The sequence below is a fragment of the Amycolatopsis aidingensis genome, from assembly GCF_018885265.1.
Classification (GTDB): Bacteria; Actinomycetota; Actinomycetes; order Mycobacteriales; family Pseudonocardiaceae; genus Amycolatopsis; species Amycolatopsis aidingensis.
Map to the genome: position 1 here is coordinate 1,429,039 of NZ_CP076538.1, position 25,692 is coordinate 1,454,730.

The following is a 25,692-nucleotide window of genomic DNA, read 5'->3' on the forward strand; positions in this document are numbered from 1 at the left end:
CGGGCGGGAGGGCCACTCACGGCAGGGTCAGTGGCCGGCGAGGTCGTAGTCGTCGGCGGTGGGTGGGTGCGGGTCGGTGAGCCAGACCAGGCGGGCCTCGCCGTGCCGGGCTCGGCGAACTCCATGCCCCAGCCGAGGAGCCGTCCTCGTCGTCGGGGAAAACTCCTCCCGGTACACCCCGTACAGGGCGAACAGCCGGGGCGCGTACTCCCGCGCTTCGTCGGCGAGTACCGACAGCGTGATCTGATCAATATTCATGGAGGTCAGCCGTGCCGGCACCGGATCTGCGCGCAGCCAGGTGGATCAAGAGCAGTCACAGCACGAACAACGGCGAGTGTGTCGAGGTGGCCTTCGGGCCGCAGCGGGTGGCCGCCAGGGACTCGAAAGACCCGGACGGCGGCGCGCTGCGGCTGTCCCCGGAAGCCTTCCGCGCCTTCCTGCACCGGGTACGCGGCTGAAATTCGATCGCGCGCCCGCCCGCCGCCCGGCTACACAGGCAGGGTGACCGATCCCTACCCGCTGCGTCCCATCACCGACGGCGAGTTCACGGCCTGGGCCCGCATGATCGCCGACACCTACGGCATCGACCGGACCGAGGCGGAGATCGCCAACCAGCGCGCCGCCACCGAGCTGGACCGCACTGTGGCCGCCTTCGAAGGGGAGGCACCCGTCGGTGGCGCCTCGCTCTACCGTCGCCTGCTGACCGTTCCCGGCGCCGTCCTGCCGGTCGCCGGGGTGGCCACGGTCGGAGTGACCCCCACGCACCGGCGCCGCGGCATCCTCACCGCGATGATGCGCAGGCAGCTCACCGACCTGCACGAGCGGGGCGCCGAGCCGGTGGCCGCGCTGCGCCCCGCCGAGGCCCCGATCTACGGCCGCTATGGCTACGGCCCTGCCACCCGGGGCAACCAGTTCCGCTGCGACAAGTCCGCGATGAGCTTCCGCCCTGGCGTGGACTTCGGGGAAGGGTCGATCCGGCTGCTGGATCGTGCCGAGGCTCGGCCACTGATCGAGCGGGTCTACGAGGAGGTCCGGACCACCGTGGTGGGCTGGCCCGACCGCCAGGACGTGCACTGGAACGTCCGGCTGTACGACGAGCCCGAGGCGCGCGAAGGCGCGAGCCGGTTCCGCTTCGCCGTGCACCGTGAGCCGGACGGCCGGGCCACCGGGTACGCCCTGTACCGGCACGCGGAGGGCACGGTGCGGGTGGAGGAACTGGCCGCGGTCTCCCGCACCGCGTATGCCGCGCTGTGGCGCTTCCTCGCCGGGATCGACCTGGTGCGCTGGATCGAGTACGAGGGTGCGCTGGACGACCCGCTGCCGCACCTGCTCACCGATCCGCGGGCGGCGCGGTCCTGGCCGGTGGACCGGATCTGGGTGCGGCTGGTCGAGGTGGACCGGGCACTGGCCGCGCGCCGCTACGCGATCCCGCTGGACGTGGTGCTGGAGGTTCGGGACGAGTTCTGCCCGTGGAACACCGGCCGCTACCGGCTGCGGGCCGAGGGCGATGAGGCCGGCTGCGAGCGAACCAGGGCGGCCGCGGACCTCGAACTCGGCTCGACCGAACTGGGCGCGGCCTACCTCGGCGGCACCACACTGGCCTCGCTGGCCGCCGCGGGTCAGGTCCGCGAACTCCGGCCGGGCGCGCTGGCCCGTGCCTCGACCGCCTTCCGGCACGGCCGCGAACCGTTCTACCCCGGCGGCTGGGCCTTCCCGCTCTACTGACGGACTCCGCAAAGGACTGACACGGGTTTCCTGTTCCGGAAGCGTATTCGGCTATCGGCAATTCGCCGATCTTGTTATGTTCAATGGTGTGCGCACACGAATATGTTGATCGAATGCGCGAAAGGTGGAAATGATGAAGTCTTACGAGGCCCCGATGCTGGTCGAGCTGGGCTCCTTCCAGGAGGTCACCGGGCTGCTGCAGTTCTCAGGCAACGACCGGCTGATCCTCAGCAAGAACTGATTTCGACCACCCACGTTGCCCATGCCTGATTCAGGTGGCACCCCGAGCCACGGCGAAGCGTATTTCGCGGTTCTACCGGATCGCGATGCCGCTCTCGCCGTGGCTTCGCGGGTACGCGCACATGGTGCCAGGACGCTGAACCACCACTCCGGTCGCCCGTGGCTCGTCGGCCGGTGGCGGGAGGACGAGCTGACGGTCGCCGGGGCGGGCGAAGCGCGGATCGCGGTGCTCGGCTGTTGCCCGGTCACCCCCGCCGAGCTGGCCCGCAGGGCGGAACATCTCACCGACCTGGCGCGGCTGGACGAGGTCGTTCGTGGCCTGCCGGGGAGTTTCCACCTCGTGGCCACACTGGGCGGCGGGTTCCGCGCCTACGGCACCGCCTCCGGCCTGCGGCTGGTGTTCCACGCCGAGGTCGGCGGGGTGACCGTCGCCGCCGACCGGGCCGACCTGCTGGCGGCACTCGCCGGGTCCGAAGTGGACGAACGGCAGCTGGCAGCGCGGTTGCTTTTCCCCGTTCCGCATCCGGTGCCGGAGACACCGTTGTGGCGCGGGGTGCGGGCGGTTCCACCGGGCAGCGCCGTGACGGTGACCCCGGACGGCAGGATGAGCAGGGTGACCCGCTGGTGGGAGCCGCCCCGGCCGGTGCGCGCACTCGCCGACGCGGCGCCGTCCATCCGGGAGGCGCTCGCGACAGCGGTGGACGCGCGCACCCTGGCGGGCGGCGTCGTCGGCTGTGACCTTTCCGGCGGCCTGGACTCGACTTCGCTGTGCTTCCTCGCCGCCCGCGGCCCGGCCACCGTGGTGGCGAGCACGTGGCCCGGTATCGATCCCGCGGACGACGACCTCGCCTGGGCCGAGCGGGCGGCCGCGCACCTGCCGGACGTCGAGCACGTCGTATGGCAGGCGGAGGCGTCCCCGCTGGTCTACGAGAAGCTGCTGGAGATCGACGACCCGCTGGACGAGCCGACGATCGGGATGCTGGACCGGGCGCGCCTGCTCAGTGACCTGGAAGGACTCGCGGCAAGGGGCTGCCGCGTCCGCCTGACCGGGATCGGCGGTGATCATGTGGCCTGGTGCTCGGAGGCGCACTACCATACGCTGCTGCGCAGGCGGCCGCTGCTCGCGATCAACCGGGCCCGCGGTTCCCGGGCCCTGTTCCACTGGCCGCTGGGCGGGATGGTGCGAGCACTCGCCGACCGCCGTCCCTACCATCGCTGGCTCGCCGATGCCGCGGGCGATCTCGGTAGGCCGGCGGAGCCCCCGGTGACCACCGCACTCGGCTGGAGCGCACCCCCGCGGTGCGCGGAGTGGGTGACCGTGGAGGCGCGGCGGGCGGCTGCGGAGGTGGTCGGCGCGGCGGCGCGGGAGGCCGAACCGCTGGGACCCACCAGGGGCGAGCACGCCGACCTCGACCAGATCCGGTCCTGTACCCGGATCATCCGCCAGTGGGAGCAGATGAGCGCGCGCGCCGGCCTGCCCATCCAGTCGCCGTACTTCGACGACCGGGTGATCGAGGCATGCCTCTCGGTACGCCCTGAGGACAGGGTGACCCCCTGGCGGTACAAACCCGCGCTGGTCGCCGCCATGCGCGGCGTCGTGCCGGATGAGTGCCTCGCGCGATCCAGCAAGGCGCAGGCGGCGCTGGACGCGGCGACCGGTCTCCGGGACAACCGGGGTGACCTTGCTGAGCTCTGGTCCGAGTCCCGGCTGGCCGAGCTCGGTCTGGTGGACCGTGACCGGCTGCTCGACCTCGCCGCGCGACCGGCGACACCCGAGCTGCGCACCGCGGTGCTCTATCCGGCCATCGGTTGCGAGATCTGGTTGCGCACGCTCGCGGCAGCCGAACCCCTTGACGCAGGCGTCTGAGGACAGGAGCGCGACATGATTTTCCGGTTACGCCAGGACGTGTCCCTCACGGACACCGAGTACGGCACGGTGCTGCTCGACGAGCGCAGCGGCCGCTACTGGCAGCTCAACCCGAGCGGTGTGCTCGTGGTCAACACCTTGCTGGCAGGCAGGGACACCGAGCAGGCGGTCACCGCGCTCACCGAGGAGTACCAGGTCGACGCGGCCAGGGCGCGCGAGGACGTGCGCACTCTGGTGGACGGCCTCCGCTCGGCGGGTCTGGTGACCTCGTGACCACCCCGAGCGCGCTCAGCAGGCCGGCCGAGATTCCGCTGCGTCGCCGGATCGCGGCCCGCGCCGCGGTTGCCCTCGCGCGGATGCTCGCCGTGCTGCCCCCGCATCGCCTCCGCCGGGTGCTCGCGGTGCTGCGCCGGGGTGCCCGGCCGGCGAGCTACCGGCAGGCCAAGTCCGCGCGGGACGCGGTGCTCGCGGTCAGCCTCGCCTGCCTCGGCCCGCAGGGGTGCCTGCCCCGCTCGCTCGCGGTCACCCTGCTGTGCCGGATGCGGGGAAGCTGGCCGACCTGGTGCGTCGGGGTACGGGCCATGCCCCCGTTCGGTGCGCATGCCTGGGTGGAGGCCGGTGGCGAGCCGGTGGAGGAGAACGTTCCGCCCGGCTACTTCCGCAGGCTGATCGCCGTCGAACCGGCCGGGCCCGCGCGTTCATGACGGAACCCGACACCCGGCGCGACCGGGCGAGCGTGCCGGAACTGGTGCGGCTGGGCTCCGGCCATTCCAGGGTTCTCGCCGCCGCGATCGCACTGACGGTACTGGCCTCAGGACTCGGCCTGTTGCAGCCACTGCTGGTGCGGCACGCCATCGACTCGGTGGGACCGCAACCGCTGCACTGGACGATCCCCGCCGGGCTCGCGGCGCTGTTCGCCGCGCAGGCCTGCGTGGACGCGTTCGGTCTCTTCCTGCTCGAACGCACCGGTGAGGCGGTGGTACTCGGGGTCCGGCGCGGGCTTATCGCCCGGCTGCTACGGCTGCGGATGCGGGTCTACGAGGAGCACCGGCTCGGCGACCTGCTGTCCAGGGTCAGCGTGGACACCACGGTGCTGCGCGAGGTAGTCACCACGGCCTCGGTGCAGCTGGTCACCGGGGCGCTGACCGGGCTCGGCACGATCGCCCTGATGGTGTGGATCGACCCCATGCTGTTCCTCGTCGTCGCGGCGACCGTCGCGGTGGCGGCCGTGGTGGTGGTCGCACTGCTCGGCAGGTTGCGGGCGGCCAGCGAGCGGGCCCAGCGCAGCGTCGGCGCGATGAGCGCGGACCTGGAGCGGGCGCTCGGCGCGATCCGCACCGTACGGGCCAGTCGCGCGGAGGAACGGGAGGCCGAGCGGACCGGGCGCAGTGCCGAATCGGCCTACGTCGCCGGGGTCCGTGCCGCGAAGCTCACCTCGGTGATGAGCCCCGCGGTGGAGCTGGCCCTGCGTGGATCGCTCGTGCTCGTGCTGCTCATCGGCGGCACGATGGTCGCGCGGGACGCCACCTCGCTTGGCAACCTGGTCGCCTTCATGCTGTACGCCACCTACCTGGTGATGCCGCTCGCTTCGGTGTTGCAGGGCATCGGTCTTGTCCAAAAAGGAATGGGTGCGTTGCAACGGGTGCACGAGGTTTCGGGGTTGCCTGTCGAGGAAGCAGGCGGCGGCACCGGCGGTGTTGCGCGCCGCAACGGTGCTCCGGTGCTGGAGTTCCGGGACGTCCGGTTCGCCTACCGGGAGCGGCCGGTGCTGGACGGGGTTTCGTTCGAGGTTCCCGCGCGCTCGCATGTCGCGCTGGTCGGCAAGTCCGGCGCTGGCAAGTCGACGATATTCTCGCTGGCCGAGCGATTCTACGATCCCTCGGCAGGGTCGATCCGGCTCAACGGCAGCAGCGAGAGCGACCTGAGCCGTGCCGAATGGCGTTCCCGGATCGCACTGGTCGACCAGAATTCTCCTGTCCTGCACGGTACGCTGCGGGACAACCTTTGTTACACCGCGCCCACCGCGAGCCCCTGCGAACTGCGCTGGGTTGTCGATCTGGTCAATTTAACGGAACTGGTGGACCGGCTGCCGCTCGGGCTGGACACCCCGGTCGGTGAGCGTGGTTGCCGCCTTTCCGGTGGCGAGAGCCAGCGGGTCGCGATCGCGCGCGCGTTGCTGAGCAAGCCCGACCTGCTGCTGCTCGACGAACCGACCGCACACCTCGATGCCATCAACGAGGCCGCGCTTGCCACGGCCATCGATCAGGTCCGAGCCGAGTGCGCATTGCTGGTCATCGCGCACCGGTTGTCCACTGTGCGCAGGGCGGGGCATGTCGTGCTGCTGGACTCCGGAAGGGTGGTGGCAACCGGAAAACACGACGAACTGCTGGACAGAAATTCACAGTATCGCGATCTGGTCGCAGTACGTTTTGACGGAGATCGCCGTCCCTCGAAAAACGCGAGGTCCTTTCGTGCGACCGAGGTTACGGACTGATATCCCCTGGATGGACCTTTGAGGACATCGGTTGACCTGATACAAATAATGACGCACGAAGCCGATGGCAAGATGGATTCAAGGGGGCGAATTCGACCGTGCCTGGTATTCCATCGGGGTCCACTCATTTTCGGGCTCGCGGGGAATTCGTCGATATCCTCCGGGACCGTTCCGACGTGCTGGATCGGTTGCGGCGGCTCGCCTGCCGGGCCACCTCGGTGGATGCGGCGCTGTCCGGGCACGGGGCGCGGTTGCCGTGCGGTGACTCCTCCCTGCTCGAACTGCTGGCCGTCGCCGGAAGGCAGCGGCGCCTGCTGGTCGACACCCAGTTCGCGCGCAGCGGGCTGATGGGGGGTAATGCGGCGGCCCGGCCCCGCCGGGTGCGGGTACACGAGCACTCGCTGCGCCGAATGCTGATCTTCGACGGCCGGTGCGCGGTCCTTCCGCTCGACCAGGGGGGCTGGGACGCGGGCGCGATCCTGCTGCGCGCCCCGCTCGCCGGGCCCTGCGGGCAACTGTTCGAGTTCCTGTGGTCCGAGGCGCGCCCGCTCAACGATGACCTCCGGTGCGACCCCGGCCTTTCCGAGCGCCAGCTCGAGGTGGTGTACCTCCTGCTGCAGGGCGCTACCGACCAGCAGGTCGCCGACCGGATCGGGGTGAGCAGCCGCACCGTGCGCAGTATGGTGTCGACGTTGCAGCGGCGGTTCGGCACCAACTCGCGGATGGCGCTGGGCTTCCAGCTCGCCCGCGCCGTCACCGGCGGATCGCGGCAGCGCTAGCGGATCGCGGATTGACCTCAAGCTATGTAGAGGTTCTACCGTTCTTGTCGGTGGCCCGACGTAGGGTCATCGCCGTGCCGTCCAGCACGGCCGCACATGCTCGACCGGACAGGGGAACCGCGCCATGGACATGGAAACCACCGCATGGATGTCGCTCTACCATTCCATGCACGCACAGCAGGACCGGCGACCGTTCTCCAAGGAGACCCTGCGCCGGATCGGCGGGTTCGCCCGGCCGCATCGCAAGAAGCTCGGCTGGTTCCTGGTGCTCAGCGTGGCCACGGCCTTCCTCGCCGTGGCCACCCCGGTGCTCGCGGGCCGGGTGGTGGACGCCATCGTCGGGGGCGCGCAGACCAGCGTGGTGGTCGGGATCGCCGTGCTGATCGCCGCGATCGCGCTGGCCGAGGCCGGGATCGGGTTGCTGAACCGCTGGCTGTCCGCGCGGATCGGCGAGGGGCTGATCCTCGACCTGCGTACCGCGGTCTTCGACCACGTGCAGCGGATGCCGGTCGCCTTCTTCACCCGTACCCGCACCGGTGCGCTGGTCAGCAGGCTGAACAACGACGTGATCGGCGCGCAGCGGGCGTTCAGCGACACCCTGTCCGGGGTGGTGAGCAACCTGGTGATGCTGGTGCTCACCGGTGTGGTGATGCTCGGGATCTCCTGGCAGGTGACCCTGCTCGCGCTGGCGATGCTGCCGCTGTTCGTGTACCCGGCGCGGCGGATGGGCACCAGGCTGGCCCGGCTGGAGCGGGAGGCCGCCAACCACGACGCCGCGATGGGCACCCAGATGACCGAGCGGTTCTCCGCCCCTGGCGCCACCCTGGTGAAGCTGTTCGGCAAGCCGGATCGGGAGTCGGCCGCGTTCGCAACCAGGGCCCGCAGGGTGCGGGACATCGGGGTGCGCACCGCGATGGTGCAGCACGTCTTCATCACCGCGCTCACCCTGGTCTCGGCGCTGGCGCTGGCGCTGGTGTACGGGGTCGGCGGGTACTACGCGCTGGTGGGGCAGCTGGACGCGGGCTCGGTCGTGGCCCTGGCCATGCTGCTGACCAGGCTGTACGCCCCGCTGACCGCGCTGGCCAGTGCCCGGGTCGAGGTGATGAGCGCGCTGGTCAGCTTCTCCAGGGTGTTCGAGGTGCTGGACCTGAAGCCGCTGGTGGCCGAGAAGCCGGAGCCCAAGCCGGTGCCGCAGGGCGGCATCTCGGTGGAGTTCGAGGGTGTGCGCTTCGCCTACCCCTCGGCGGACAAGGTGTCGCTCGCCTCGCTGGAGGAGGTCGCCACCCTGGACAACCGGGGCGGGGTGGATGTGCTGCACGACATCTCCTTCCGCGCCGAGCCGGGGCAGATGGTGGCGCTGGTCGGCTCCAGTGGCGCGGGGAAATCGACCATCGCGCAGCTGGTGCCGCGGTTGTACGACGTGGACGAGGGTGCCATCCGGTTGTCCGGTGTGGACGTTCGTGACCTTTCCCTGCAGTCGATCAGGGACACCATCGGCATGGTGACTCAGGACGGGCACCTGTTCCACGATTCGGTGCGGGAGAACCTGCTGCTGGCCCGGCCCGAGGCGTCCGAGGAGGACCTGTGGGAGGTACTGCGCAGGGCACGGCTGGACGGCCTGGTCGCCGGGCTGCCGGACGGGCTGGACACCATCGTCGGCGAGCGTGGCTACCGGCTCTCCGGCGGTGAGCGGCAGCGGCTGACCATCGCGCGCCTGCTGCTGGCCCGGCAGCGGGTGGTGATCCTGGACGAGGCGACCGCGCATCTGGACTCCACCTCGGAGGCCGCCGTGCAGGAGGCGCTGACCGAGGCGCTGGAGGGCCGGACCGCCGTGGTGATCGCGCACCGCCTTTCCACCGTGCGGGCGGCCGACCAGATCCTGGTGGTCGAGGCCGGGCACATCGTGGAGCGGGGTACGCACGAGGAACTGCTCGCCGCCGGTGGCCGGTACGAGCAGCTGTACCGCACCCAGTTCGAGCAGCCCGGTGCCGAGGAACCCGGCACCGGGGAACCCGCGGCGGTGGCGAACTCGTAGCGTGCGGCGTATGCTGTACGGTACAGTCGAAGTTCGATAGTGCCGAGGAGTCGCCCGTGACCGAACAGCCCACCCTCCCCGCCGACAGCGCGGGCTTCGTGCCCACCGACGAGGACATCCGGGGCGTACTGGACTGGTTCGCCGCCTACGACGCGGCGGCCACCGAGGGCAATGTCGAGGTCATGGCCGATATGGCGCATTTCCCGATCAACGTGGTGACCAACGACGGGGACGGCAACGGCTCGGCCGAGTCCTGGGACCGGGAGCGGTTCCTGGCCCGGATGGGGGAGATGAGCGGATCCGGCGGCGAGGTCGCCATGGAGTCCGCCCGCACTCCGGTGTTCCTCACCAAGGACCTGGTGTTCGTGGTCACCGACGCGCGAATCACGGTCGGCGACCACGTCACCGAGGTCCGCTACGGGGACCTGCTGGTGCGGGCCGATGGCCGGTGGGTGTTCCAGACCATGGTGCAGGGCGGCTGGGGCGCCAACTGACTCAGTGGGACCGGCCGGCCATCGTGGTGACCGGCAGCAGTTCCGGCCGCTTGGGCAGGAAGCCGTCACCGGGGGAGCGGCCGATGATCCGGTTGCGCAGCCGGGTCCGGGCCGCGGGCAGCACCTCGCGCAGCAGCCAGTCCGCCTGCGCGCGCGGCCCGGGCCTGGCAGGCGGGCCTGCCAGCGGGTCAAGCCACGGCCGGGCGTAGGGCAGACCGAGGCGGTCCAGCACGTGCGCGGCCACCCGCCGGTGCCCGTGCTCGCCGAGGTGCAGCCGGTCCCGGCCGAAGTACCGCAGGTCACGGGCCGCCTGGTCCGGCCACAGGTCCACCAGCACCGCACCGTAGGTCTCGGCGGCGCCGCGGATGGCCTCGTTGAGTGCCTCGATCCGCGGGCGCAGCCTGCGGCCGAGCGGCATCCGGTCGGAGATATCGCTGAGGGTGAAGGTGACCACGGTGTCCGCGGACTCGGTCAGCCTGCGTACCGCGGTGTCCACCCGCGTGGCCACGATGCTCGCGTTCCAGCCGGGGGCCAGCACGTCGTTGCCGCCGCCGAACAGGGCGGCCAGGTCCGGCCGCAGCCGCTCGGCGTCCGGCAACTGCTCGGTGCTGATCTGGTCCAGCCTGCGGCCGCGCACGGCCAGGTTGGCGTAGCGAACGGCCCGGTTGCGCTCGGCGAGCCCGTTCGCGACCAGGTCGGCCCAGCCCCGGTACTGCGAGCCGCCGGGGTAGGGGTCGTCCAGCCCTTCGGCGCAGCTGTCGCCGACCACGACGAACCGTTCGTAGTTCATCCAGGATTCCTTCACCGCAAGTTCATCACTTGGCCACCAAGTAGCTACTGTTTAGCAAATCCCCGGCGAGGCGTCCACGTGCCCAAACAGAACGAACGATCGTGCTATTGTCGCGGCGTGCAGCTGACTGTCTCGGGGGTCTACACCGGCGAGCCCAGCGTGCTGGGTACCCGCCGGGACGAGCCCGTCTACAGCGCGATCACCAAGGCCAGGCGCACCGAGCCGGAGCTCGAGCTCGGACCGACCAACCTGGAAGGCGACCGGCAGGGCGATCCGAGCGTGCACGGCGGCCCGGACAAGGCCGTGTACGCCTATCCCGTCGAGCACTACGCAGGCTGGACCGCGGACGGTTTCGCACTGGCCGCGGGCTCGGTGGGGGAGAACATCTCGTTCGCGGGCTGTGATGAGCGGTCGGTGCGGATCGGGGACGTGTGGGAGTGGGGCACGGCGCTGCTACGGGTCAGCCAGCCGCGCACTCCCTGCTACAAGCTCGGGATGAAGACCGGGCGCAAGGACGTGATCACCGCGATGATCGACTCCGGGCGCTGCGGCTGGTACCTGACCGTGCTCCGTCCCGGCCGGGTCCCCACCTCCGGCCCGATCCGGGTGGTGCAGCGAGAGGACGGCGGCCCCACGGTCGCCGAGGTCTTCCGGCTCACCTTCCTCGCCAGGGCCGAGCTGGACGATGCGCAGCGCGAGAGCGCCGAACGGGTGCTCGCGGCGCCCCTGCTCGCCGAGCAGTACCGGGCCACCTTGCGCCGGAAACTCGGCGGCGGATGACCGATGGGCGGCTGCTGCGCGGCGCGGCGACCCGCAGGGCGGTGTTGCGCCGGGCAGTGGACATCGCCTCGGTCGAGGGCCTGGACGCGCTGTCCATCGGCAGGCTGGCCACCGAGCTCGAACTGAGCAAGAGCGGCGTGTTCGCGTTGTTCGGCTCGAAGGAGAAGCTACAACTCGCGGCCGTCCGGGCCGCCGGGGAGATCTTCACCGACCAGGTGATCGCGCCCGCGAGCGGTGCGCAGGCCGGCCTGCCGCGGCTGTGGAAGCTGTGCGAATGCTGGCTGGACTACTCCCGGCGCCGGGTCTTCCCCGGCGGTTGCTTCTTCTTCCAGACCGCGGCCGAGTTCGACGCGCGATCCGGCCGGGTGCACGACGCGATCGCCGAGTCCCACCGCCGCTGGCGGGAACGGCTCACCGACGTCACCGTCGAGGCGACGAAGCTGGGCCACCTCGACTCGGGGATCGAGGTGGCCCAGCTCGTTTTCGAGATCGATGCCCTCGCGCGTGCTGCGAACGCCGATTCCGTGCTACACGGGGGGAAGGCGGCGTATCACCTCGCGCGCGGGAGCATCCTTACCCGCTTGCGCGCAGCGGCCGCCGCGCCGGAGACCCTGCCCGCAAGCTGATCATTTCCAGGGCACCAGCGGGGACCGGTAGAAGTCGACGCCCTGCAGTTCCCAGCGCGGACCCTGCGCGGCCAGCCGCTCCCGGAACGACTCCCAGTCGTGCGTGGCCCGCGGCGACCAGCCGTTCTCGGCGATGGCAGGCAGCCGGGGGAACGCCATGAACTCGATGTCGTCCAGCGTGCGCAGGGTCTCCGACCACAGTGGAGCCTCGACACCGAGAACCGCGCTCTCCGGAACGTCCTTGATGTGCGTGCCGGGATCCCAGTCGTAGGCGTCGTCCACCTCGGTGAAGCCGGCCCAGCTCAGGCCCAGCTCGGTGTCCTCGTTGTACTTCATGTCCAGGTACGCCTTGGTGGCGGGGGAGAGCAGGATCTTGTTGCCCCGTGCCGCGGCCTCGGCCACGTCGGCGTCCTCGCCGTCGGTGTCCCAGAACTGCGGCACCGCGGAGACCGGCGGGTCCACCTGGGCGATCTCGTCCCAGCCGGAGATCCGCTTGCCGTACTTGCCGACCATCGGCAGCACCCGGTCCATGAACTTGCGGTAGTCCTCGTCGGTGGTGGCGTGTGCCTCGTCGCCACCGATGTGCAGGTACGGCCCCGGGGTCATCGCGGCGACCTCGCGGATCACGTCCTCCACGAACTCGTAGGTGATCTCCTTGTCGATGCACAGCGAGCTGTAGCCCACCTCGATGTCCGTACGCGGCGGCGGGGCGACCCCGTCGCAGTTCAGCTCCGCGTAGGTGGACAGCGCGGCGTTGGTGTGCCCCGGCATGTCGATCTCCGGGACGATGGTGATGTGCCGGGATGCGGCGTAGCGGTTCAGCTCGGCGTAGTCGGCCTTGGTGAGGTAGCCGCCGCCTTCCCCGTCCACACCGGTTCCGGGACCGCCGCCGACCGTGGTGAGCTTGGGCCAGCTGTCGATCTGGATCCGCCAGCCCTGGTCGTCGGTGAGGTGCAGGTGCAGGTAGTTCACCTTGTACGCGGCGATCTCGTCGATGTATGCCTTGATCTCGTCCACTTCGTGGAAGTGGCGGGCGATGTCGAGCATCGCGCCGCGGTAGCCGAACCGCGGGTAGTCCAGGATGCTGCCGCCGGGCACGGTCCAGATCCGCCGCTGCGGCTCGTCCGCCTCGATCTGGGCCGGGAGCAGCTGGCGCAGGGTCTGCACACCCGCGAACAGGCCGTCCCCGGTGTTCGCCCGGATCTGCACGCCCCTGCGCGAGACGTCCAGCTGATAACCCTGCTCACCGACGCGTTCGTCGGTCTTCCCCAGTGACAGCGAGATGTTCGGCACGAACGAGTGCCGGGTCGAGATGACCGGGAGCGGATAGCCGGTGGCCGGTCGCAGCTGCTCGGCGAGGTACTTACCGACCTGCTTGGCCTCGGCGGATCCCGGTTGGGTACGGATGAACGTGAAGGGGCTGAGCCAGAACTTCTCCTTCGGGTCGGGCTCGGCTTCGACCGGAGCCGGGATCACCTTGTCGAAGCCGTGCTGGCCGCCGCCGGTCGCCGCCGGTTCGGCGGCCGCCGTTCCGGCGGACATGCCCACCGCGGGCAGGCAGAGCGCCGCCGCGGCAAGCATGGTGGTCAAGGGCTTGCGCTTGCGCACAGGACACCTCCGATGGGTCGACATATGCGACGGGTAAAGGTATAGACCAATACTTTCGTTCTGGACATCCACCGTTCGGAGTAGCTACCCGGGGGAAGCCGCTGGTTACCGGGTGCCGCGTAGCACCGGCCGCAGCGCGTCCAGCACCCCGGGATCCTCGATGGTGGAGGGCACCGGCTCGTCCTTGCCGTCGGCGATCCCGCGCATGGTCTTGCGCAGGATCTTCCCGGACCTGGTCTTCGGCAGTGCGTCCACAACGGAGACATCGCGCATCGCGGCCACCGGGCCGATCTCGCTGCGCACCGCGGCGACCAGCTCCGCGCGCAGCGTGTCCTGTTCTATGTCCACACCGGACTTCAGCACCACGAAGCCGTGCGGCAGCTGGCCTTTCACCGCGTCATACACTCCGATCACCGCGCATTCGGCCACCGCGGGATGCGCGGCGAGTACCGACTCCATCGAACCGGTGGACAGCCGGTGGCCCGCCACGTTGATCACGTCGTCGGTGCGACCCATGACGAACAGGTACCCGTCCTCGTCCAGGTACCCGGAGTCGCCGGTCAGGTAGTGCCCTGGGTAGCGGGAGAGGTAGGACTCGACGTACCGCTCGTCATCGCCCCACAGCGTGGGCAGCGCGCCCGGCGGCAGCGGCAGCCGGATGGCGATCGCCCCCTCCGCGCCGGGCGGCAGCGGTTCCCCGCCTGCGTCCAGAATCCGCGCGTCCCAGCCCGGTACCGGGACCGTGGCCGAGCCCGGCTTCACCGGCAGTGGTTCGAGCCCGCGCGGGTTCGCCGCGATCGGCCAGCCGGTCTCGGTCTGCCACCAGTGGTCGATTACCGGGACACCGAGGCTGCGGTGCGCCCAGTGGTAGGTCTCCGGGTCCAGCCGCTCTCCGGCCAGGAACAGGGTGCGGAAGCCGGAAAGGTCGTACTTCGCCACCTCGGCCGCGTCGGGGTCCACCTTCTTCACCGCCCGCAGCGCGGTCGGCGCGGTGAACAACGCCCGCACCCCGTGCTCGGCGACCACCCGCCAGAACGCCCCCGCGTCGGGGGTCCCTACCGGTTTGCCTTCGTAAAGTACTGTGGTCGCGCCTGCCAGCAGCGGGGCGTAGACGATGTAGGAGTGCCCGACCACCCAGCCGACGTCGGAGGCTGTCCACCAGACGTTCCCGGGGTGGATGTCGTAGATGTTGGCCAGCGACCAGGCCAGCGCCACCGCGTGCCCGCCGTTGTCCCGCACCACCCCCTTCGGCCTGCCGGTGGTGCCGGAGGTGTAGAGCACGTAGAGCGGGTCGGTCGCGGCCACCGGGACGGGGTCCACCGGTTCGGCACCGGCGACCAGCTCGGTCCAGTCCAGGTCCCGAGGGCCCAGCTCGGCCGGGGCGGCCTCCCGCTGTAGCACCACCACCCGCTCCGGCCGGTGCTCGCTGGCGGCCAGCGCGGCGTCGATGATCGGTTTGTACTCCACCACCCTGGCCGGTTCGATCCCGCAGGACGCGGCCAGGATCGCCTTCGGCCGGGCGTCGGAGATCCGCGCGGCCAGTTCCTTCGGGGCGAACCCGCCGAAGACCACGGAATGGACCGCGCCCAGCCGGGCGCAGGCCAGCATGGCGATCACCGCCTCGGGCACCATCGGCAGGTAGATGATCACCCGGTCGCCCTTGCCGATGCCGAGCGAGGCCAGCGCGCCTGCGAACCGGGCCACCTCGTCCCGCAGTTCGGCGTAGGTGTAGCGCCGTTTGTCCCCGGTGACCGGGGAGTCGTAGATCAGCGCGGGCTGCTCCCCGCGCCCGGCAGCGACATGCCGGTCCAGCGCGTTGTGGCAGGTGTTCAGCTCCCCGTCGGGGAACCAGCGGTACAGCGGGGCACGCTCGGCGTCCAGCGCCCGCGTCGGCGCGCGGGTCCAGTCGATCGCGGTGGCCGCCGCCAGCCAGAACGACTCCGGGTCGGTCAGGCTGCGCTGGAAGGTCTCGGCGTAGGCACCCATCCACTCATGATGGACCACGGGACCAGCCCCGGACGAACATCGCGGCGAGCGTGACTGGCGGCCGTGCGCCCGCGTGCGCTGTGCGAGGATGGGCGTCTGGTCGGCCGGTCGCCACCTGGTTGCGAATGGGTGGCGAAGCCGACGGGCGGGCAACCCCGCCGGGATGCCAACCGACATACTTGGTGACGGCCGTCCGGCCGGGCGCGCGCACCGGACCCGGGGAAACAGGACACGACGAAGGAGCGAGGGGTGGAGTCGTTCGCTAGCTCGTTGCTGTCCTTGGCGCACGAGCTGTTCGGACCGGGCTTCTGCCCCGGCGACTGGGTGTGGGCCACCAGCACCGCAGGCGCCCTGATCGCGCTGTTTCCGGTGCTCGGCGCGGTGCTCGTCGCGCTGATCCGCAAGGGGACCGGCAACCGCTACGACGCGGTGGTGGCCTCGGTGATCGGCGCCATCGGCGTCGTCTCGGTCTTCCTGCTGCCGTGGCTGCTGGCCAACGGCGTGTCCAGCGTGTATCGCGCGGTCAACGCGGGCGGCACCGGCGGGCTCTCCGGGCCCGAGCGGGCCACGATGACCACCGAGTACTGCTTCGTCGGGGCGCAGTCGAGCTACCTCGGCGGCGGGCAGAACGTGTACGAGACCCTGTTCTACTCCTCCGGCGGCGTGCTGGCCTACGGTTACTACCTGGGTGCGCTGATCGGGCTGCCCGCGCTGTGCCTGCTGTTCATCAAGCTGCAGGCCCGCTCGGCGCTGCGCCGCGGCCCTGGCTGGCCCGGCCGGTTCTTCTGGCTCTCCTTCGTCGCGCTGTTCCTGTTCACCGCCGGGGTGGAGGCCAATACTGCCGTGCACCTGTGGCTGGGGTTCCTTCCGGTCAGCGTGCTGGGCATCATCCCGGTGTCGCTGGTGGGGCCGCCGAGCTGGTCGGTGCTGCAGCGCTCGGAACGCAAACCGGAACCGCGCAGGGAGCCGGACCCGCCGCCCTACGTCCCGCCCGCGGAACAGCAACGGCAGCCACCCCCGCCTCCGCCGCCGGACAAGCAGTACCCGGCGACCTCGGTCGCGCCAGCGCAGGAGTCGGCGGGGGCGGGCGCACTGGCCGCCGCGCCGGGGCCGGTGCCAACGCCGCCGGGTTCCAGCCAGGCTGGCAGCAGCCGGTACCGCAGGGTGCGCAGGCTCGGCCACGGCGGTTTCGGCACCGTATGGCAGGCGGTGGACAACCAGCTCGGCCGCACGGTGGCGCTGAAGATCGCGCATGCCCCCGACCCGGACACCGAGGAGCGGATGCAGCGCGAGGCGCGTGCGCTGGCCACCATCAACCACCCCAACTGCGTGCGGGTCTACGACCTGGTCGAGGAGCCGGACGGGCTGGCGCTGGTGATGGAGTACCTGGAGGGGCAGCCGCTCGGCGCGGTTGTGGACAACGGCGGGCCGCTGGACGACCTGGCCGCTGGCCGGTTGTGGGCCACCATGGCCGGTGCGCTCGCCGCCGCGCACGAGCGGGGTGTGCTGCACCGCGACGTGAAGCCGTCCAACGTGATCCTGGACCCCGGCGGGCTGGCCCATCTGATCGACTTCGGCATCGCCCGCAGTAAGGGCGACTCCACCATGACCGCGACCGGGATGATGATCGGCACCCCGGACTTCGTGGCCCCGGAGGCGGCCGCGGGCGTGGCGGCCAGCCCCGCCTCGGACGCCTGGCAGCTGGCCGCCACGGTCAGCTACGCCCTTTCCGGCTCGCCCCCGCGGGGGACAAGGGAGACCCCGATGGCGGCGTTGATGGCCGCCGCCCGCGCCGAGCCGCCCGCACAACTGCCCCGCCGCAGCGTGCACGCCAAGCTGCTGATGGCCTCCCTCGACCCACAACCCCGCAACCGGCCCACCCTGAACGCCGTGCGCAAGGAGGTCGAGGGCTGGCTCGCCCGCAGCGGCGCCTCCCCGGACGGCCCGGTCACCCGCCTGGTCCCCCGCGTCCGCTGATCCGGCGCACCCGAACGGCCAACACGCGCGCGTAGACGGCAAACACGCCGGGCCTCGGGCGTGTTTGCCCGCCACGCGCGTGTGTTTGCCGCTCACGCGCACGCGTTTGCTGTTTGCGTACGGCCAACAAGGGGTTCCCGCGCGGTGTCGTGGTAGCCTGCCGCCGCCAGTCGAACCCACGCGGGTGGGTCAGGGAATCCGGTGCGAATCCGGAGCTGACGCGCAGCGGTGAGGGTGACGGCGGGGCAGTGGCCACTGGACGCAGGATCCGGGAAGGCGCCCCGGCCGGACGATCCCGAGCCCGAAGACCTGCTGGCGGCCCCGTTCCGGCGGGGAGCACCGTACGACCGGGCCCCGCGTATGGGCCCTCGACGACGAGGAACCTCTCGTGCCGATCACGCGTCCCTTCCGCCGCGCTGCCCTGCTCGTCTCCGGCGCGTTGCTGCTCGCCGGGTGCGGTGGTGGTCCGGCCATCACCGCCACGGACACCGCGGCCGCCGGGAACCCCCGCACGCTGGACAACTGCGGCAGGCAGGTGGAGATCGCCGCCCCACCACGGCGGGCCGTCTCACTGAACCAGGGCACCACCGAGATCCTGCTCTCCCTCGGCCGTGCCGACCGGATGGTCGGCACGGCGACCTGGACCGATCCGGTTCTCCCCGGCCTCGAGGAGGCCAACGCCACGGTGCCGCGGCTCGCCGACAACTACCCCTCCTTCGAGAAGGTGCTGGACACCGAGCCGGACTTCGCCGCGGCCTCCTTCGCCTCGACCCTCGCCGAGGGCGGCGTCGCGACCCGCGAGCGGTTCGCGGAGTTCGGCGTGCCCACCTACCTCTCCCCGGCCGACTGCGTCGGCAAGGACAACAGCGGCGAGGGCGACGGTCGCCGTACCGAACCCCTGACGATGGACACCGTCTACCGTGAGGTTCGCGAGCTGGCCGGGATCTTCGACGTCCCGGACCGTGGCGAGCGGCTGGTCACCGAGCTGAAGGCCAGGGTGGACGAGGCCACCGCCGGGATCGACGCCTCCGGGGTCACCCTGATGTACTGGTTCGCCAACTCCGAGTCCCCGTACCTGGCGGGCTGCTGCGGGGCGCCGGGTGTGATCACCGGCGAGCTGGGCGCGAAGAACGTCTTCGACGACACCCGCGCGGAGTGGCCGCAGGTCAGCTGGGAGACCGTCGCGGCGCGGAACCCCGACGTGCTGGTCATCGGCGATCTCACCCGCGAGTCGCAGACCGCGGAGTCGGCCGAGACGAAGATCGAGTTCCTGGAGTCCCACCCGGTGACCAGGAATATGGACGCCGTCCGCGAAGGACGTTACGTGCTGCTCAGCGGGCAGGCGATGAACCCGACGATCCGCACGGTGGACGGGTTGGAGAAGGTCGTGGCCGCGCTGCGCGAGCACGGGTTCGCCGGGTGACGGCCGCGGTACGGACGGTATGGACCCTCGGGCGGGTAAGTCTTGTCGGGGCGGCCGGCCTGGCCACGCTGCTCGGCACCATCGCTGTGGCCATCACCATCGGCCCCGCGGACATCGGCGTCGGCGACGTCTGGTCCACGGTGTCCGTCCACACCAGACTCGGTGAGGCCGCGACCGCGATCAGCCCGATCCGGGACGGGATCGTGTGGAACCTGCGACTGCCCCGGGCGTTGCTCGCCGCCGGGTGCGGGGCCGGGCTCGCTGTATGCGGCGTGGTGATGCAGTCCCTGCTGCGCAACCCGCTCGCCGACCCGTTCGTGCTCGGTGTGTCCTCGGGTGCCTCGACCGGGGCCGTCGTGGTCATCATCCTCGGCGTGGGCGGGGGAGTGCTGTCCACCTCCGGGGGCGCCTTCGTCGGTGCGGTCTGTTCCTTCGGGTTGGTGCTGCTGCTCAGCCATATCCTCGGGGGCGCGACGGACCGGGTCGTGCTCTCCGGGGTCGCGGCGATGCAGCTGTTCTCCGCGCTCACCTCGTTCATCGTGCTCACCTCGGCGGATGCGGAGACCACCCGCAGCGTGCTGTTCTGGCTGCTCGGCTCGCTTGGCGGGGCGCGCTGGGCCGATGTGTGGCTGTGCCTGGCGGTGCTGGTGGTGGCGCTGGCCGTCTGCGCCGGTCACGCCCGCACCCTGGATGTTTTCGCGTTCGGGCAGGAGACGGCCGCCGCGCTCGGGGTCGCCGTGCTGCGCACCCGCCTCCTGCTGCTCTGCGTCACGGCGCTGCTGACGGCCGCGCTGGTCAGCGCGGCGGGCGCGATCGGCTTCGTCGGCCTGGTGCTGCCGCACGCGGTCCGCGCGGTGACCGGTCCCGCGCACGGCAGGCTGCTGCCGGTCGCCGCGCTGGCAGGCGCGGTGTTCCTGGTGTGGGTCGACACCCTCGCCCGCACCATTCTCGACCCCCAGGAGGTGCCGGTCGGCGTGGTGACCTCGCTGATCGGGGTGCCGGCATTCGTGCTGATCCTCTACCGCACCCGGCGGACCGGCCTGGCCACCCCGTCCTGACGGTGCTCCCCGCGATCCGGGAACCGTGCCGGCCGAAGCCAGACCGGGCGCCTGCCTGCCCGAGGAGGCGGCAGGCGCCCGTACGGTTTGGCCTCGCTCCCCCGCCGAGCGCCGAACGGGTGCAGCCTAGGAAGGCATGGCGTCGTCCGGTGTCCGGTGAACACCCGACATCGGGGTCACGGTTTGGTTGAGCTCCGCGAGGGTGATGAGCCCATCGTCCAGTGCCCGGCCGACGAGCTCGGTTTTCGTGCGGGCCGTCCGCCCGGCGTTGGCGTACTTCACGCGCACCCTGGCGATGTAGGTGTCGACGGTCTTGACCGTGATGTCCAGTCTGGTCGCGACGAGTTCCTTGGACGACGAGGCGAACCACGCCCGCAGCACCTCGGCCTCCCGCGGGGACAGCCGGGGCCGGTCCGGGGTGCTGTCGGTCATCAGTGCGCCGGAAAGGGACGGCGCGGTGTAGGGTCGGCCGTGCGCGGCGGCCCGGATCGCGGGTACCAGGTGGTCCTGCCCCTCCCGTTTGGTCAGGTAGGCCAGCGCGCCGAGGTCCACGCACTTGATCGCGGTGGCGTTGTCGGCGTGCTGGGAGTACACGATCACGCGCCGGCCGTTGTCCACGAGCCTGCGCAGCTCGCCGAACTCGGGCTGGCCCGGTACCAGCTCCAGGTCGAAGATCACCACGTCGGCTGCCGCGCCCGCGCCGGTCCAGACCAGGGAAAGCCGGTCACCCGCGTCGATCAGGTCGATCGGCGGCACGGCCTGTTCGCACCAGTACCGCACACCGGCGACGATTGCGGCGTGATCGTCGACGATCACCGCGCTGATCGGTTTCTCCTTCATCCGGTCGGTTGCCATCGCGCCTCCAGCCAGACCGCGTTCTCGTTGCTGAACTTCTCGAGCCGGACGTCCGGGGTGGCCGGGCTCGGCAGGTCGATCCCGGAGCAGTCGGCGACGACGCTGACCGACACCATGTCCGGCGCACCGACCACGGTCACCCGCGCCCACGAGCCTGCCGTGGCCAGCGCGGTGAGCGCCGCGTCGGTGAGATCCCTGCGCACGGCCACCGGCGGCACCGGCCACCTGCCGCGGGCCTCCAGCTCGACCTGAACGCCCTTGCGGTCGGCGACGTCGGCGCAGTGGCGAAGCTCGTGCAGCAGGGGATCGGGTGCGCGGTCCGCCTCGGCGAACAGCCGCCGCATCCGGGCCGCCTCGATGGCGCAACGTCGCTGGACCTCGGAGTCGGTGGGAACCAGAGTGCCATCCGCGAGCCCTTCCAGCAGCGGAACGGTGGTGCCGGTGAGCTCGGCGAATCGGAGCCCGCGGCGGCGATGCGACTCCGCCGCGACGGCCTCGGCGGTCCGCAGCCGTTCGAGCTCCCGGGTGGCCACCGCCGCGTTCCGGCCGATCCGGTTCAGCACGGCCGCGACCACGGCCACGCACAACGGAAAGCCGAACACGTTGACCGAACCCGTGGTGAACCGCAGCAACGCTCCCCGGCTGGGCTCGTGGAGCAGGAACACGTTCAGCAGCGCCAGCAGCTCGTGCGTGACCAGGAACGTCACCATAGTCCACAGTGGCCGGTTGAGCAGCAGCACGAGGCCGGCCCAGTTGGCGGCGCCGAAGATCCAGTCCGTCGCGGTCGAGGTGCGGCCTTCCGGGAGGGTGGCGTAGGAAAGCACGGACGCGGCGAGTACCGCGGCGATGGCGAGCCTGCGCGGGCCGGTGTGCCACGGCAGGCGCCGGGCGAGCAGAACGGCCTCCACACCGAGTACGGCCGCCAGCGTGGCGAAGGCGGCGACCTGCGCGAGCGGCACATCGTAGCGGTGCCAGCCGCGTGCCAGGTTGGTCAGCCCGAGCCCGAACACGATGGCCACGGTGACCAGCAGGATCGCGATTCGCAGGCCGTGCCGCAGCTGCGCCTGGGTCCGTTCCTCGGCTGGCTCGATGGGCTCACCCATGATCTGCCCGCCACTCCAGCCGCACCACGGTGCCCACCCCTGCAGCGGAGGTGATGGTGGCCGCGCCGCCCGCGCGGTGCATCCGGTCGCGGACGGAGTCCCGCAGCCCGCGCCGGGTGGCCGGAATCTCCTCGACCGAGAAGCCCTTCCCCTCGTCGACCACCTCGACCCGGACCGCCCGCTGGTCCCCGCCGAGCCTGATCGTGGCCCGGTCGGTGCCCGCGTGCCGCCGGACGTTGTTCAGCGCCTCCCGCACCGAGTCGGCGATCGGCCCGGCCACGCCGGACGGCAGCGTCAGCCGCGCGGGGGCGTCGAGTTCGACGGCCAGGTGCGTGGTGTCGAGTTCGGCCCGCAGCAGTTCCACCAGGTCGGCCTCCCCGGACGCGGGCCCGCCCGCGGTGCGCAGCCGCTCCAGGTCCCGGCGTGCCTGCGAGGCCAGCCACCCGGCGTCCGCGCGCACCTGCCCGGTACCGACCATCAGCAGGGTGGCGGCCGCGGTGTCGTGCAGCGCGTTGGCGAACTCCCGCTCCTCGGCGCGCACGGCTTCGGCCACCGACGATTCCCTGCGGGCCCGCTCGGCCGCGGCCGCCAGGCGGTCGGCACGCGCGGCGGCGCGCCCGACGAGCACCCACGCCGCGCGGGACAGCGCGGCCGCGACCAGTACCCAGGCCGGTGTGATCAGCAGGCCGGCCTCCGCGCCCCCGGCGAGGACGGCGGCGAGCAGCCCGCCGTCGACGGCCAGTGCCGCGAGGCCACCGACCAGCGCGGAGGTGTGCCACTGGTAGGTCGCGCAGGCGAAGATGACCAGCAACCTGATCCACCCGATGTTGTGCTCCGCGACGGCGTCGGTCCACGGTATGCTCGCGCACACCCCCAGCAGCACCACGACGTCCACGGCGACCGGCCCGTTACCACCGGAGCGGATGAGCCACCAGCCGTACGCGCAGGTCCACACCGCCGCGACGCCTGCGGTGACCGAAATGGCCACCAGGTGCTCCGGCGCCGCCCGCAGTACCGCGATCACGACGACCGGGGGCAGCATCGCGACCCGTACGGTTGCCGCGTACCGGCGGCCGAACCGCCACAGCAGCCGTACCGTCTCTCCGGCCACGGTCCACCTCACCCTGCCCACCACCAGCGTCGCGGTGACACTACCTGTCGCCGGATGGCCAACGCGTGCGCGTGGGGAGCAAACACGCGCGCGTAGACGGCAAACACGCCGAGGCCCGGCGTGTTTGCCCGCCACGCGCGCGTGTTTGCCGCTCATGCACGTGAGTTTGCTGTTTGCGTACGGCCAACAAGGGGGTCAGCGCCAGGAGGGGAGCCAGAGTTCGGCCTGCCAGCGCTCGTTGGTGATCGAGTCGCCGTTCAGGATGGGCCACAGCCAGACGAAGTTGGCCACCACCAGGCCGATATAGAGGGCGACCACGAGTAGCCCGGTGCCTCTTCGCTCGAACCCGCTCGCCGCGCGTCCGAGGATATGCCCCAGCGCGAGGGTCAGCCCGAGAATCAGGAACGGCGCCATCGGGGTGGCGTAGAAGAAGTACATCTGCCGGTCGAGGTTCACGAACCAGGGCAGCAGGCCGGCGAAGTACGCGGCGAGCACAGCGGCGTAGCGCCAGTCCGCGCGGAACACCGACCGCCACAGGCCCCAGCCCAGCATCGGCAGCGCAAGCCACCACATCGCCGGGGTGCCGACCAGCATCGTGGCCCGGACACACTCCGTCCGGCCACACCCGGCTGCCGCGTCACCGGACTCGTAGTAGTACAGCATCGGGCGCAGGCCCATCGGCCAGGTCCACGGCTTGGACTCCCAGGGGTGCGGATCACCGTCCGGGGTGGAAAGGCTCTCGTGGAAGTCCAGTACGGCGAAGGTGTAGGAGACCAGCGAGCGCAGCGCGTCCGGCACGAACCCGAACGCCCCGCCGCCCTCGTTGTGGATCTGCACGTAGTTGCGGTCGGTGGCGGTCTCGCTGGCGAACCAGGCCCACCAGCTGCTCAGGTAGACCAGCACCGCGATCGCCCCGATGCCCCAGAGCGCGGGGGCGAGGTCCCGGCGCAGCATGCCGACCCAGGGGCGCCGCACCCCGGCCGCCCGCCGCGCCGCGACATCGAAGGCGATACACAGCAGACCGAAGGCCACCACGTAGTACCCGCCGGACCACTTCACCGCCGTGGCCAGGCCGACCAGCACCCCGGCGCCAAAACGCCACCAGCGGAAGCCCAGTCGCGGGCCGTAGGGCGTCTCGTCGATCCAGCCGTGCCGCACCGCCATCGCGAGCCGTTCCCGCACCTGCTCGCGATCCATCAGCAGGCAGCCGAACGCGCCGAGCACGAACACCACCAGGAAGATGTCCAGCATCCCCATCCGGGACTGCAGGTGCAGCACGCCATCGCAGATGACCAGCACGCCCGCGATCCCGCCGAGCAGGGTGGAGCGGGTGAGCCTGCGGGCGATCCGGATGGTCAGCAGGATGATCACCGTGCCGGCGATCGCCGCGCTGAACCGCCAGCCCCACCCGTTGTAGCCGAACAGCCACTCTCCGACGGCGATGAGCTGCTTGGCCAGCGGCGGGTGCACCACCAGCTCGTAGCCCGCGTTGTCCTCGTAACCGCCGTTGCGCAGCATCTGCCACGCCTGCGGCACGTAGTGCTTCTCGTCGAAGACCGGGGTCCCCTTGTCGGTGGGGAAGCCGAGATTCTGCAGCCGGATGAAGCCGCCGATTGCGGTCAGCACCAGCGTCACCACGAGCGCGCGTACCCGGTCGCCAGGCATGGGCCTGCCGAGCAGCGTCGTCTCCCGGTCGGTCGGCGGCTGGCCCGGCCGCCCCTGCTCCGGATGTAGACCGTCCCCGGACGGTCGGGTCAGCAGCGCGGTCACGGGAGACGATCCTAAAGGCGACGATGTGAGGTCGTCGTCCGCGCCGCCGGTTACCCTGGGCCGCAGCCGAGACCAGGAGGAGCGTGGGATGGCCAGCAGTACGGCCGGGGGCCGGTTGGTGCTGGCCGCGACCCCGCTGGGGGACCCGCGGGACGCCTCGGCCCGGCTGGTGGACGCGCTGGCCGGGGCGGAGGTGATCGCCGCCGAGGACACCAGGAAGCTGCGCGCCCTGACCACCGCGCTCGGCGTCACCCCGCGTGGCCGGGTGATCAGCTTCTACGAGGACGTGGAGACCGCGCGGCTGCCGAAGCTGCTCGACGCGCTGCGTGCGGGCGAGACCGTGCTGCTGGTGACCGACGCGGGCATGCCCAGCGTCTCCGACCCCGGATACCGGCTGGTCGCCGCCTGCGTCGCCGAGGACCTGCCGGTCAGCTGCCTGCCCGGCCCCTCCGCGGTGACCACCGCGCTGGCGCTGTCCGGCCTTGCCTCCGACCGGTTCTGCTTCGAGGGTTTCGCGCCGCGCAAGCCGGGGGAGCGGGGGCGGTGGCTGCGCGAGCTGGCCGGGCAGCGGCGGACGACGGTGTTCTTCGAGTCCCCGCACCGGCTGGCAGGCACCCTTGCCGATGCCGCGCGGGCGCTCGGCCCGCAGCGCGCCGCCGCGGTGTGCCGGGAGCTGACCAAGACGTACGAGGAGGTCCGCAGGGGCACGCTCGGCGAACTGGCCGAGTGGGCCGCGGCGGGGGTGCGCGGCGAGATCACCGTGGTGCTCGCCGGGGCCGATTCACCCGGCACGCCGGTGGCCGAACTGGTCGACGAGGTGGCCGAGCGGGCGGCGGCGGGCGAGCGGCTGAAGTCCGCGGCCGCCGCCGTGGCCGAAGCCGCAGGCGTGTCCAAGAAGGAACTGTACGACGCGGTGATCGCGCGCCGGGCCGGAAACGCGAAGCCGGAACGCGGCGCAGGCTGACCGGCCG

24 protein-coding genes and 1 riboswitch are annotated in these 25,692 nt (G+C 71.3%); of the genes, 16 read left to right on the forward strand and 8 right to left on the reverse strand.

Annotated elements, in window-relative coordinates:
• Positions 1-27: 27 nt before the first annotated feature.
• Positions 28-258 carry a hypothetical protein gene (locus KOI47_RS06905; RefSeq protein ID WP_216214998.1) on the reverse strand — a complete coding sequence of 77 codons (231 nt, stop codon included), beginning with the start codon at positions 256-258 and terminating at the stop codon, positions 28-30.
• An 11-nt stretch (positions 259-269) separates the two neighbouring features.
• Here KOI47_RS06905 and KOI47_RS06910 point away from each other — a divergent pair, with 11 nt between their 5' ends.
• From KOI47_RS06910 to KOI47_RS06955, 10 genes are all read left to right on the forward strand, one after another.
• The gene (locus KOI47_RS06910; protein WP_232376587.1) at positions 270-458 is read left to right on the forward strand and encodes a DUF397 domain-containing protein; all 189 of its coding nucleotides are present in this window, start codon (positions 270-272) and stop codon (positions 456-458) included.
• A 43-nt stretch (positions 459-501) separates the two neighbouring features.
• On the forward strand, positions 502-1,725 hold the full coding sequence (locus KOI47_RS06915) for a GNAT family N-acetyltransferase (protein WP_216215000.1): 1,224 nt from the start codon (positions 502-504) through the stop codon (positions 1,723-1,725).
• A 133-nt stretch (positions 1,726-1,858) separates the two neighbouring features.
• A complete protein-coding gene (locus tag KOI47_RS06920; protein ID WP_216215007.1) occupies positions 1,859-1,966 on the forward strand; it encodes a keywimysin-related RiPP in 108 nt (35 codons plus the stop codon).
• Between the two features lie 99 nt (positions 1,967-2,065).
• Complete coding sequence (locus tag KOI47_RS06925) at positions 2,066-3,832, forward strand: lasso peptide isopeptide bond-forming cyclase (RefSeq protein ID WP_269756698.1); 1,767 nt, start codon at positions 2,066-2,068, stop codon at positions 3,830-3,832.
• Positions 3,833-3,847: 15 nt separating this feature from the next.
• Positions 3,848-4,105: a lasso peptide biosynthesis PqqD family chaperone gene (locus KOI47_RS06930; protein ID WP_216215012.1), complete on the forward strand. Its 258-nt coding sequence runs from the start codon at positions 3,848-3,850 to the stop codon at positions 4,103-4,105.
• A complete protein-coding gene (locus KOI47_RS06935) occupies positions 4,102-4,536 on the forward strand; it encodes a lasso peptide biosynthesis B2 protein (protein ID WP_216215014.1) in 435 nt (144 codons plus the stop codon). The genes KOI47_RS06930 and KOI47_RS06935 overlap by 4 nt, the downstream gene beginning before the upstream one ends.
• Positions 4,533-6,326, forward strand: coding sequence for an ABC transporter ATP-binding protein (locus KOI47_RS06940; protein ID WP_216215016.1), 1,794 nt, complete (start codon positions 4,533-4,535; stop codon positions 6,324-6,326). Before KOI47_RS06935 ends, KOI47_RS06940 begins: the two co-directional genes overlap by 4 nt.
• 176 nt (positions 6,327-6,502) lie before the next feature.
• Positions 6,503-7,105, forward strand: a complete 603-nt coding sequence (locus tag KOI47_RS06945) for a helix-turn-helix transcriptional regulator (RefSeq protein WP_216215018.1) — start codon at positions 6,503-6,505, stop codon at positions 7,103-7,105.
• A gap of 130 nt (positions 7,106-7,235) precedes the next feature.
• On the forward strand, positions 7,236-9,140 hold the full coding sequence (locus KOI47_RS06950; RefSeq protein WP_408629922.1) for an ABC transporter ATP-binding protein: 1,905 nt from the start codon (positions 7,236-7,238) through the stop codon (positions 9,138-9,140).
• Between the two features lie 56 nt (positions 9,141-9,196).
• Positions 9,197-9,634, forward strand: coding sequence for a nuclear transport factor 2 family protein (locus KOI47_RS06955; protein ID WP_232376588.1), 438 nt, complete (start codon positions 9,197-9,199; stop codon positions 9,632-9,634).
• Between the two features lies 1 nt (position 9,635).
• On the opposite strand, the gene KOI47_RS06960 is transcribed toward KOI47_RS06955, so the two are convergent.
• Entirely contained in the window at positions 9,636-10,424 is a 789-nt protein-coding gene (locus tag KOI47_RS06960) for an SGNH/GDSL hydrolase family protein (RefSeq protein ID WP_216215023.1), read from the reverse strand.
• Between the two features lie 123 nt (positions 10,425-10,547).
• On the opposite strand from KOI47_RS06960, the gene KOI47_RS06965 reads away from it, so the two are divergent.
• The gene (locus KOI47_RS06965) at positions 10,548-11,204 is read left to right on the forward strand and encodes an MOSC domain-containing protein (protein ID WP_216217149.1); all 657 of its coding nucleotides are present in this window, start codon (positions 10,548-10,550) and stop codon (positions 11,202-11,204) included.
• On the forward strand, positions 11,201-11,830 hold the full coding sequence (locus KOI47_RS06970; protein WP_216215025.1) for a TetR family transcriptional regulator C-terminal domain-containing protein: 630 nt from the start codon (positions 11,201-11,203) through the stop codon (positions 11,828-11,830). The genes KOI47_RS06965 and KOI47_RS06970 overlap by 4 nt, the downstream gene beginning before the upstream one ends.
• On the opposite strand, the gene KOI47_RS06975 is transcribed toward KOI47_RS06970, so the two are convergent.
• On the reverse strand, positions 11,831-13,411 hold the full coding sequence (locus KOI47_RS06975; protein WP_216217150.1) for a beta-N-acetylhexosaminidase: 1,581 nt from the start codon (positions 13,409-13,411) through the stop codon (positions 11,831-11,833).
• 132 nt (positions 13,412-13,543) lie between these two features.
• Positions 13,544-15,424 carry a propionyl-CoA synthetase gene (locus KOI47_RS06980; RefSeq protein WP_216215027.1) on the reverse strand — a complete coding sequence of 627 codons (1,881 nt, stop codon included), beginning with the start codon at positions 15,422-15,424 and terminating at the stop codon, positions 13,544-13,546.
• Positions 15,425-15,673: 249 nt separating this feature from the next.
• Between KOI47_RS06980 and KOI47_RS06985 the strand changes: the two genes are divergently transcribed.
• The 3 genes from KOI47_RS06985 to KOI47_RS06995 all read left to right on the forward strand — a co-directional run bounded on the left by KOI47_RS06985 (position 15,674) and on the right by KOI47_RS06995 (position 19,882).
• Positions 15,674-17,401: a serine/threonine-protein kinase gene (locus KOI47_RS06985; protein WP_216215029.1), complete on the forward strand. Its 1,728-nt coding sequence runs from the start codon at positions 15,674-15,676 to the stop codon at positions 17,399-17,401.
• Between the two features lie 150 nt (positions 17,402-17,551).
• A riboswitch (cobalamin riboswitch) is annotated at positions 17,552-17,732 on the forward strand.
• A 57-nt stretch (positions 17,733-17,789) separates the two neighbouring features.
• Positions 17,790-18,824, forward strand: coding sequence for an ABC transporter substrate-binding protein (locus tag KOI47_RS06990; protein ID WP_216215031.1), 1,035 nt, complete (start codon positions 17,790-17,792; stop codon positions 18,822-18,824).
• Positions 18,821-19,882 (forward strand): FecCD family ABC transporter permease, encoded by a 1,062-nt coding sequence (locus KOI47_RS06995; protein WP_216215033.1) that lies wholly within the window; start codon positions 18,821-18,823, stop codon positions 19,880-19,882. The genes KOI47_RS06990 and KOI47_RS06995 overlap by 4 nt, the downstream gene beginning before the upstream one ends.
• Before the next feature lie 126 nt (positions 19,883-20,008).
• Here KOI47_RS06995 and KOI47_RS07000 read toward each other — a convergent pair whose 3' ends face one another.
• The 4 genes from KOI47_RS07000 to KOI47_RS07015 form a co-directional block, all read right to left on the reverse strand.
• A complete protein-coding gene (locus KOI47_RS07000) occupies positions 20,009-20,737 on the reverse strand; it encodes a response regulator (protein WP_232376589.1) in 729 nt (242 codons plus the stop codon).
• Positions 20,719-21,840, reverse strand: a complete 1,122-nt coding sequence (locus KOI47_RS07005) for an AbrB family transcriptional regulator (RefSeq protein WP_216215035.1) — start codon at positions 21,838-21,840, stop codon at positions 20,719-20,721. Before KOI47_RS07005 ends, KOI47_RS07000 begins: the two co-directional genes overlap by 19 nt.
• Positions 21,833-22,951, reverse strand: a complete 1,119-nt coding sequence (locus KOI47_RS07010) for a sensor histidine kinase (protein WP_216215037.1) — start codon at positions 22,949-22,951, stop codon at positions 21,833-21,835. Before KOI47_RS07010 ends, KOI47_RS07005 begins: the two co-directional genes overlap by 8 nt.
• 195 nt (positions 22,952-23,146) lie before the next feature.
• Positions 23,147-24,721 carry a dolichyl-phosphate-mannose--protein mannosyltransferase gene (locus KOI47_RS07015; RefSeq protein ID WP_216215039.1) on the reverse strand — a complete coding sequence of 525 codons (1,575 nt, stop codon included), beginning with the start codon at positions 24,719-24,721 and terminating at the stop codon, positions 23,147-23,149.
• Between the two features lie 88 nt (positions 24,722-24,809).
• Here KOI47_RS07015 and rsmI point away from each other — a divergent pair, with 88 nt between their 5' ends.
• Positions 24,810-25,685, forward strand: coding sequence for a 16S rRNA (cytidine(1402)-2'-O)-methyltransferase (gene rsmI / locus KOI47_RS07020; protein WP_216215042.1), 876 nt, complete (start codon positions 24,810-24,812; stop codon positions 25,683-25,685).
• The last annotated feature ends 7 nt before the right edge of the window (positions 25,686-25,692 follow it).